The sequence below is a fragment of the Roseofilum sp. Guam genome (genome assembly GCF_017746735.1).
In the GTDB taxonomy this organism is placed as follows: Bacteria; Cyanobacteriota; Cyanobacteriia; order Cyanobacteriales; family Desertifilaceae; genus Roseofilum; species Roseofilum reptotaenium.
Window position 1 is genome coordinate 39,519 of record NZ_JAGHZN010000040.1, and the last position, 9,166, is coordinate 48,684.

5 protein-coding genes are annotated in these 9,166 nt (G+C 43.0%); 1 reads left to right on the plus strand and 4 read right to left on the minus strand.

The features are described from left to right. Positions 1-34 precede the first annotated feature (34 nt). The 4 genes from trpC to lpdA all read right to left on the minus strand — a co-directional run bounded on the left by trpC (position 35) and on the right by lpdA (position 8,652). Positions 35-934, minus strand: coding sequence for an indole-3-glycerol phosphate synthase TrpC (trpC, locus tag J7529_RS16385; protein ID WP_318729870.1), 900 nt, complete (start codon positions 932-934; stop codon positions 35-37). Positions 935-1,060: 126 nt separating this feature from the next. Further along, complete coding sequence (locus tag J7529_RS16390; protein WP_318729871.1) at positions 1,061-3,745, minus strand: ATP-binding protein; 2,685 nt, start codon at positions 3,743-3,745, stop codon at positions 1,061-1,063. 27 nt (positions 3,746-3,772) lie between these two features. Then, complete coding sequence (locus J7529_RS16395) at positions 3,773-6,844, minus strand: ATP-binding protein (protein WP_318729872.1); 3,072 nt, start codon at positions 6,842-6,844, stop codon at positions 3,773-3,775. Between the two features lie 383 nt (positions 6,845-7,227). Continuing rightward, positions 7,228-8,652, minus strand: a complete 1,425-nt coding sequence (gene lpdA / locus J7529_RS16400) for a dihydrolipoyl dehydrogenase (protein ID WP_318729873.1) — start codon at positions 8,650-8,652, stop codon at positions 7,228-7,230. 145 nt (positions 8,653-8,797) lie between these two features. Between lpdA and J7529_RS16405 the strand changes: the two genes are divergently transcribed. Continuing rightward, positions 8,798-9,031, plus strand: a complete 234-nt coding sequence (locus tag J7529_RS16405; protein WP_271942697.1) for a hypothetical protein — start codon at positions 8,798-8,800, stop codon at positions 9,029-9,031. The last annotated feature ends 135 nt before the right edge of the window (positions 9,032-9,166 follow it).

Consider the following 9,166-nt stretch of genomic DNA (forward strand, 5'->3'; position numbering starts at 1 on the left):
GTATGAAATGGGATGGAGATCCCAGGTTGTTTGGTTATTGTAGTTGATGTTTTTCAGGAAAGAGGGCGGCGAGTGCCTCTTGGGGGTCATCTTGTTTGACTAATGATTCTCCAATAAGGACAGCTTGAGCGCCCGCAGAGGCGACAAATTGTAGGTCTGCACGGGTATGAAGTCCGGATTCACTCACCAGCAGAATATTCCGATTTTGCAGGGTTTCTCGGCGATCGTTGTAGAGGTTTTCTGTCGTTTTCAGGTCTACCGTAAAATCTTCTAAGTTGCGGTTATTAATACCAATTAATTTTACTGATTCTAAGGATAATACCCGGTCGAGTTCCTCTAGGGAGTGAACTTCAATTAAGGCAGTCATACCCAGGACATGAATGATTTTGCTAAAGTATTTCAGGTCTTGATCCGAGAGAATGGCAGCAATTAGGAGAACTGCATCGGCTCCATGAACTCGCGCTTGATAAATTTGGTACGGATAAATAATAAATTCTTTACACAAGAGGGGTAAATCAACGGCAGCGCGAACTTTAGCCAAGTTTTCAAAGCTGCCTTGGAAAAATTTCCGATCGGTTAACACAGATAAACAACTAGCTCCGCCTTGTTCGTAGGATTGGGCGATCGCCACCGGATCAAAGTTTTCCCGGATGACTCCTTTAGAGGGCGATGCTTTTTTTACTTCAGCAATGACCGCCGGTTGGGTTTTCCCCTCACGGAGTGCCGCGAGAAAATCTTTGGGGGGAGCAACCGTTTCTATGCGCCGTTTCAAGTCGCTTAATGAGACTTTTTCCCGTTGTCCTTGCACTTCCGTTTCCTTGTGCCAGACAATTTTTTCCAGAATATTGCGGGGTTCGCTACCGGGTACACTCACTTGATATTGCAGGTGAGAGATCGAAAAGGTGGGACTAGGGGGACGACGGCGAATATGCATGGAAGATTAAGGAAAAAAGACCATAAGCCCATAGTGTTGCACAGATCCTAGGAACATTGTCAAGGGAAGGAATGACTCCGACAATCCAAATGCGATATTGCCTATTGTAAAGCAAGCCTATTACCATTAATCAGGGTCTGTATAACTGCTTTGTAGTAACTCCATCATCCCTGTATCGTCAAATTCTGCGGCTAACTCTAGGATGCGATCGCCAAAAGCCTGATACTTTGGGTCTTTAGATTTCAGTCGTTGAGCTTCTTCTTCTATCGCTTGAATATCACCAATTTTAGTCGCGTTCCATAAAACACTTAATTCTTCTTGTGTTGGAAAAATCAGGTCTTGCTGAACCGAGTCTTTTGTATTTTTTTTCTGTTCATAGATCCAGGTGAATTGCAAATATTTTTCTAAAAGAATGAATAACTTCTCTAAATCGATAGGTTTTTCTAGAAAATCATTACAGCCAGCGGCGATCGCCCAACTTTGATCGGCCAGTGATACACTAGCGCTAGCCGCGATAATCGGCAATTCTTTGGAATAAGAATCCCGAATACTCGTCGCCAAGACATATCCATCCATTTCTGGCATCACAATATCGGTAATCACCAAATCCGGATGCTCCTGTTGCACCTGTTCTAATCCTTCTCGTCCATTGGATGCTTGAAGCATCCTAAACCCTAACGGATTTAACACTTCCACGACTACAATTCGATTCACTTCATGATCGTCAACAATGAGGATAGTTTTGGACTCTCCACTGTAACCGATAATCTTACCCTGTTCCAAATGCGTTGCACGACTGCTCCATTCCTCTGAACGGGGTAGGGTAACTTCAAACCAGAATTTACTTCCGATACCTAAGTGACTCTCCACCTGAATACGACTTCCCATCAGCCTCACAATTTGACTGCAAATGGTTAATCCTAATCCCGTACCTTGCGATCTCCGAGAAGTAGAACCCACTTGCTCAAAAGGGAGGAAGATTGTATTCACCTGTTCTTGACTCATCCCAACGCCTGTATCTTCAATTTCAAAGCGTAGATTAGCCATCTGAGGATCATCTTCTGGAAGAGAGGTTACCGAAAATATTACATTGCCTTGGTCGGTAAATTTAATCGCATTGCCTAAAAGATTAAGTAAGATTTGACGCAGACGTTTTTCATCGGCTTTAATTCCTGTGGGTAAATTTTCATCCGCTGCAAAATTGAGGATAATGCCTTTTGTTTTGCCTCGCACTCGTGCAATTTCCACGACTCCAACTAAAAAAGAAGGCAAGTGCAACTCTTTAGGAAAGAGTTGCATTTTTTTGGCTTCAATTTTGGCCAGGTCGAGGATATCATTAATGAGGGTTAATAGATGAGAACCCGCCTGTTCAATGACATCTACTCCCTTACGATGTTCATTGAGATCCTCAGCACGATGCATAATCTGAACATAGCCGAGGATGCCATTGAGAGGAGTACGCAATTCATGACTCATATTGGCCAAAAATTCACTTTTGGCTTGGTTGGCACTATCGGCTATTTCTTTTGCTTCAGATAGCTCGAATGTCCGTTCAGCCACTCGCTGTTCCAGTTGACTAAAAGAAGCTCTCAGTTCAGTTGCCATGCGGTTGAATGCTTTGGCAAGCCTCTTCAGTTCAGCGATCGCACCTCCAGAAACTTGCTGATCTAAATTGCCTTCTGACATCGCTTCTGAGGATTGAGACAGTCTTAAAATCGGTTGAGCAATCCACCGAGACGTATACCATCCCAAAACAATAGCCAGTCCTAATGCTCCAAGACACAATAAAATCGTGGTTCGTCTACTGGCTTGAATTTGGGCCATAAAATCCGATTCTGGAACCACAATTACAATTAACCAATCCAATCCAAACTCATCTTGATAAGGAAAAACTTGTAAGAATTGTCGTTGTTGTTCGCGATCAAAGTCTAATTGTTCTAAGGTTTTGATATTTTTAAAATCAGTAAATTCTTTTAAAAGGTACTGAGCAGTTGCATGGGTTAAGACATCGCTGCTTTCCCCCACATTTAAGCGTTCAACTTCTTCTCCTTCTTGACGAAATAGCTTTTCGTGGGTAGAGGTGGCAACCAATTGACCTGAACGTTCGATAATAAAAGCTTGTCCTGTTTTGCCAATCTCTAAGTTTTGCAGAAAATTACTAATGTCAGTTAATATCAGGTCGGCAGCGGTGACTCCGATGAACTGTCCTTGTTGATCGTAGAGAGGAAGATCGGCAGTTAAGGCTAATTCTTTGGTCGAAAACAAAGTGTAAATTTCTGTCCAAACTCCTTTTCCAGCACGATAGGCGGTTTGGTACCATTCCCGTTTTCGGGGATCGTAGTCTGGTATCCGATTCACCCGATCTAAGCGTTGACCTTTTCTATCCAACGTCCAAGTTTCAAAATGATAATCTGTCCTTCGATCAGACACTTCTAGAACAAAAGTCCGATCGGCTTTTCTTTGTATTCCTACATATTCTCGCTGCTCAGTTCCTAAGGAAATATAACTCACCGTTTCAAACTGATGTATCTGAGAGAAAAAGTAGCGCTCTAAACCCGAAATATCCTCTAGATTGATGAGATCTAGAGTAACGGCTTCACGATTGATTATATTCACCAAATGGGGCGTATTTAAATACGTATTTAACTGCTGCACAATTCGTTTAGCCAGTTCACTCCGTAATTGAGTAGCGACATCATTCACGGCCTCTTGTCCATTGCGTAACGAGAGCCATCCCGTTAATCCAACAACCACAAAAATCTGGAGGACAAAGGGAATAATTAAAACGAAACGCAAATTGACTTTCATCATCAGACCTATAAAGATGAGATTAGATAGCTAACTGGGGGCAGAATTAATAAGCTGGATAATCATTTTGTCTTCAAATTCAGCCGCTAAGGTGAGGATGCGATCGCAAAATCCGTGATAGGCTGGATCGACCTCTTTTAACCGTTGTGCTTCTTGCTCAATGCCTACAATATCTCCAATTTTTGCCATTTTATAAAGCTTAACTAATTCATCACTTTTGGGAATAATAATCTCTACTTGTTCCGTAACCTTTACGGATTCAGTTGATTCATAAATCCATTGCATATGGAGATACTTCTGCAAGACAATGAACAGTTTTTCCATATCCACAGGTTTTTCTAGGAAGTCATTACAGCCAGCGGCGATCGCTAAACTTTGATCGTTCAGTGATACACTGGCACTAGCGGCAATAATCGGCAACTGTTGGGAATAGGACTCCCGAACCCTGCGAGTGAAGTCATATCCATCCATCTCTGGCATCACAATATCTGTAATGACTAAGTCAGGATGTCCCTGTTCGACTTGTTCTAACCCCTCTCGTCCATTGGAGGCTTCGAGTATCCTAAAATCTAATGGCGTTAATACTTCCGAAACCACCACCCGATTGACTGGATAATCGTCAACAATAAGGATAGTGGTTGGATCTCCAGTATATCCGATAATTTTTCCTTGGGATAAATGAACTCCAGAGCTAACCCATTCCTCAGAAATCGGAAACTCGACTTCAAACCAGAATCTACTTCCCATGCCTAATGTACTAGTAACCTGAATTTCACTGCTCATCATTTCGGCAATTTGACGACAAATGCTTAATCCTAAGCCCGTTCCTTCTGAACGCCGTGATCTAGAACCAACTTGCTCAAAGGGTAAAAATATTTTTTCTATTTGTTCCTCACTCATCCCCACCCCTGTATCTTGGACGGTGAAGCAAATTTTTGCCTGATTGTCTACTGTTCTCTGTAGATTAGATACTGAAAAAGTCACCGTCCCCTGATCCGTGAATTTAATCGCATTCCCCAAGAGATTAAGCAATAATTGCCGCAGGCGTTTTTCATCCACTTTAATCCCTATCGGCAATCTCTCGTCTGGCATGAATTCGAGAGTAATTCCTTTGTTTTCAGCTCGCACCCGTGCAATTTCTGCCACTCCCACTAAAAAGGAAAGAAAGTGTAAATCTTTAGGAAATAGTTCCATTTTTCTGGCTTCAATTTTTGCCAGGTCGAGGATATCATTAATCAGGGTTAACAAATGGGAACCGGCTTGTTCGATGACATCCACTCCCTTACGATGTTGATTCAGATCTTGGCTACGATTCATAATCTGAGCATAGCCAAGAATGCCATTGAGGGGAGTGCGTAATTCGTGGCTCATATTAGCTAGAAATTCGCTTTTCGCTCGGTTGGCACTATCGGCCATGTCTTTAGCCGCGTGTAATTCGAGTTCAGCATGTTTGCGAGCGCTAATATCTGTATGAGACCCCACCATCCGCAGAGGTTGACCACTGCTGTCTCGTTCTACGACTTTAGCACGAGATAAAATCCAAATATAATCTCCCTGTTTCTGTCGCATACGAAATTCCAAATGAAAGGTTTCTGTGGTGGTTTGTAAATGGTCTTGAATCACCTGTTTTGCATTCGGTAAATCCTCTGGATGAACCAAATTTTCCCAGGAGGAAAATTGATTAGGAATTTCGCAGTCATCATAGCCTAACATCTTTTTCCAACGGGGAGACAAATAAACCTCATTTAAAGTAATCTTCCAGTCCCAAATCCCATCATTTACACTTTCATTTACTAAATGTAAACGTTCTTGACTCAAGCGTAAGGCTGTTGTCCGTTTTTCTACTCGTTGCTCTAGAGTCTTAAAGGATTCTTTTAACTGAACTGCCATTTGATTAAAGGTTTGGGCTAAAATTTTTAATTCAGTAATATGTCCTCCCTTCACTTGCTGAGATAAATTACCTTGAGCCATGGCTTCGGATGATTCGACTAGACGTAAAACTGGTTGAGAAATCCAACGAGACGTATAAATTCCTAAGAGTGTTGCTATCCCTAATGCAGCGAAACAAAGCCAAATAGTTGTCCGGGTATTGGTATTGATTTGCCTCATGAAATCGGATTCTGGAACCACAATCACAATCAACCAATCTAACCCAAACTCATCTTGATAAGGAATTACATCTACAAAGTTTCGTTCCCCATCAATCTTGAAAAACAGTTTTTTGCCTTGACTAATATTCGATAAATCACCAAAATTACGGGTTAAGAAATGGGTCGTTTCTTGGGTCATAAAATCTTGACTATTCGTTGCCATCAAGCGTTTTAACTCCTCCTTTCCAGTAGAAGGTAGAAAAAGGGCTTCTTCAGTTGAAGTTGCAACTAAAAATCCAGATCGTTCTAAAATAAATGCTTGTCCAGACTGACCAATTTCCAACTGACTAAGGAATTGGTTAATATCCAATAAGATCAGATTGGTACCAATCACTCCTTTCAACTGATTTTCTTGGTCATAAATAGGAGTTCCAATGGTAAGAGCTAAACGAGGATATGTAAAGTAAGTATAAATATCACTCCAAGTCGATCGTTTTTCAGTTGCAGGAGCAACATACCAAGGACGAAGACGGGGATCGTAGTCTGGATTGGAATGCAATAATTCTTCGGTTCGTCTACCTTGCTTATCGGTTGCATAGGTGTTCATGGCATAACCGGTTAAAGTATCGGAAATATCAATATTAAAGCCGCCTTCATGCAGCCGCTCCCATCCATAAAATTCTCCCTCTTCATTACCTACTAGGATATAGCTTACACGGGGAAAATTATGAATTTGTTTCCAGAAATAGCGTTCCATACTGCGAGGATTGTCTATATTCAGGTAACCTAAATCTATGGCATCTAAAATATTTTGATTGACCAGATAAGGTGTCCGCAAATAACTCTTCAGGTGTTGTTGAATGCGATCGCCGGTTTCTCGCTGTAACTGAGTAACCAAATTTTCTACAGTTTTTTGTCCATTGCGTAATGAGAGCCATCCCGTCAATCCGACAACCGTAAAAATCTGGAGGACAAAGGGAACAATTAAAACTAAACGCAGATTGACTTTCATATCCAGTCTCCTATGCAACGGGAGGACTTCCGATTGTCTTCAGCTTAGTAAGTAGAGGTTAAGGTTGAATTATGGCGTAATGTGGTGTAGTTGAGCGTAACCTACTTTACTAATAGTCTAGATAATTGGAGGTTCTATTTACCCCTTAATATGATATCAAATTTTTAAATGTTTGCTACAAGCTCTCCCTGAGAGACAATTGGCTTAGAGCCAATGGTTAAGCGCAGCATTGTTGGGGAGAGGGATTTTCTAGACAGGAAAGGGAGAGAGTACTTCTAAAATGCTATATTCTCTATGTAACGTTTAACGCTAGGCAATCAGTAGAGAAATGGTCAGGTGAGTATCAACTCTCCTAAGCATTTCTCCTAAATATAAGGTACTATTTAACCGACTGCGCGCTTGTACGCTTCATCAAGAACTTCTGAGAGTGTCGGATGGGTATGGACTAAATGAGCAAGGGTGTGGACAGATTCCCGTTTCGCTATTGCTGCGGATGCTTCATGGATCAAATCTGCCGCATGGGGGCCGATAATATGAACACCGAGAACTTCCCCATTATCCTTACGGTAGATCAATTTAGCCATGCCTTCCGTCTCGCCTTCGGCGATCGCCTTAGAATTTCCCTTAAAATAAGAGCGAGCAGTAGCAATCTCAAAACCTTCCGTTTCAGCAAGTTCCTTCGCTTGCGGTTCGCTCAATCCCACGTAACTAATTTCCGGGTGAGTAAACGCCGCCGCTGGAATCGAGCGATAATCAATGGTACGCGGACGATCGCACATATTTTCTACTGCCACAATTCCTTGAGCCGAAGCAGCATGGGCTAACATCATCTTACCCGTCGCATCCCCGATCGCCCAAAGATGGGGAACCTTTTCCCCAGCCGACAATACCGCCATCGTATCGTCAACGGGAATAAAACCGCGTCGATCCAACTCTACTCCCACCGATTCTAAGCCCATATTCTTCGCTGTAGGAACACGTCCCGTTGCCACCAAGCAAGCATCCACTTCTAAAACTTCTTTAACTTCCTTCGTCTTTGCATCCGCCAACTCAATTGTTACCGGAGATCCAGGCGTAACTTTCATCGCCAACATCCCCACACGAGTTTCAATATCACGAGGAGAAATGAGAACCCGTTGCGCTTGTTTAGCAATATCGGGATCGAACGTTGGCATCAACTTATCCAACGCTTCAATGAGCGTCACCTCACACCCCAACGCCGTATACACATCCGTAAACTCTAAACCAATATAGCCACTGCCAATGACTGCAATCCAGGGGGGCAAAGACTCCAAACGCACCGAATCATCGCTGGTAAACACCGTTTTATGATCGATCTGAATTCCTGGGGGCACAAAGGGAACCGAACCCGGAGCCACAATAATATCCTTGGCGGTAAACGTCTTCAAGTCTCCCTCATTTTCCACCGTCACCTTCTGGGGAGCTGCCACCTTACCCCAACCGCGTAGAATATCAACCTTCAGCCGTTTGAGACTATTCGTCAGGTCAGATTGGATTTTATCGACTAAAGTATTGGCATGATCGGCGATCGCTTGACGCTCAAAACTCACGCCACCCACTTGAATCCCCAAATCCTTCAAATGATCCGCATCCTGTAATTCCCGCACTCGTCCAGAAGCCGCTAACAGAGCTTTAGAAGGGATGCATCCTCGGTTAACACAGGTTCCCCCCATATCTGCTGCTTCTACAATTGCCGTTTTCAGCCCACAACTCACAGCATGGAGAGCTGCCCCATGTCCACCGACTCCAGCACCAATAATGATCAAATCGTAATCAAACTCGCTCATGTTTTGCTCCGGCTTCTGTAATTCACTAACTCGTTTGACCTTGATTTTACAACGCTTCGGGGTTCAGACGATTCAGTGAGTTATAACAGAAGAAAAACTTAAGTATGGTGGCATCAACCGAACCTAGCGTATTCTTTTTACCCTTATGAATCAACATCCACAAGACCCCCACACCCATGCCGAACAACAATTTCAGCACTCCCTGCATCAATTGGGAGAAACCCTAAAAACCGGTAAAATTCCCCAATCTTCTGCCCAAAAGTCCGACCCCTTGAGTAAGCATCAGTTTCAAGAACCAGAGGCTATTGATGAGGCTACCCTAGAGGAAGCAGCAGCGGACATAGAAGAGTTTATGAAGCAACTATCAGAAGATGAATAGTCCCATAGTCCCTTAACCTCCAGCCAACCATGAACCCAACTTCCCTAAAAAGTCCCATTATTTACCCCGAACCTGATGGAGCGCCCATGGCTGAAAGCGATCCCGCTCGCGATTATCTCGTTTATGGCGTAGAAT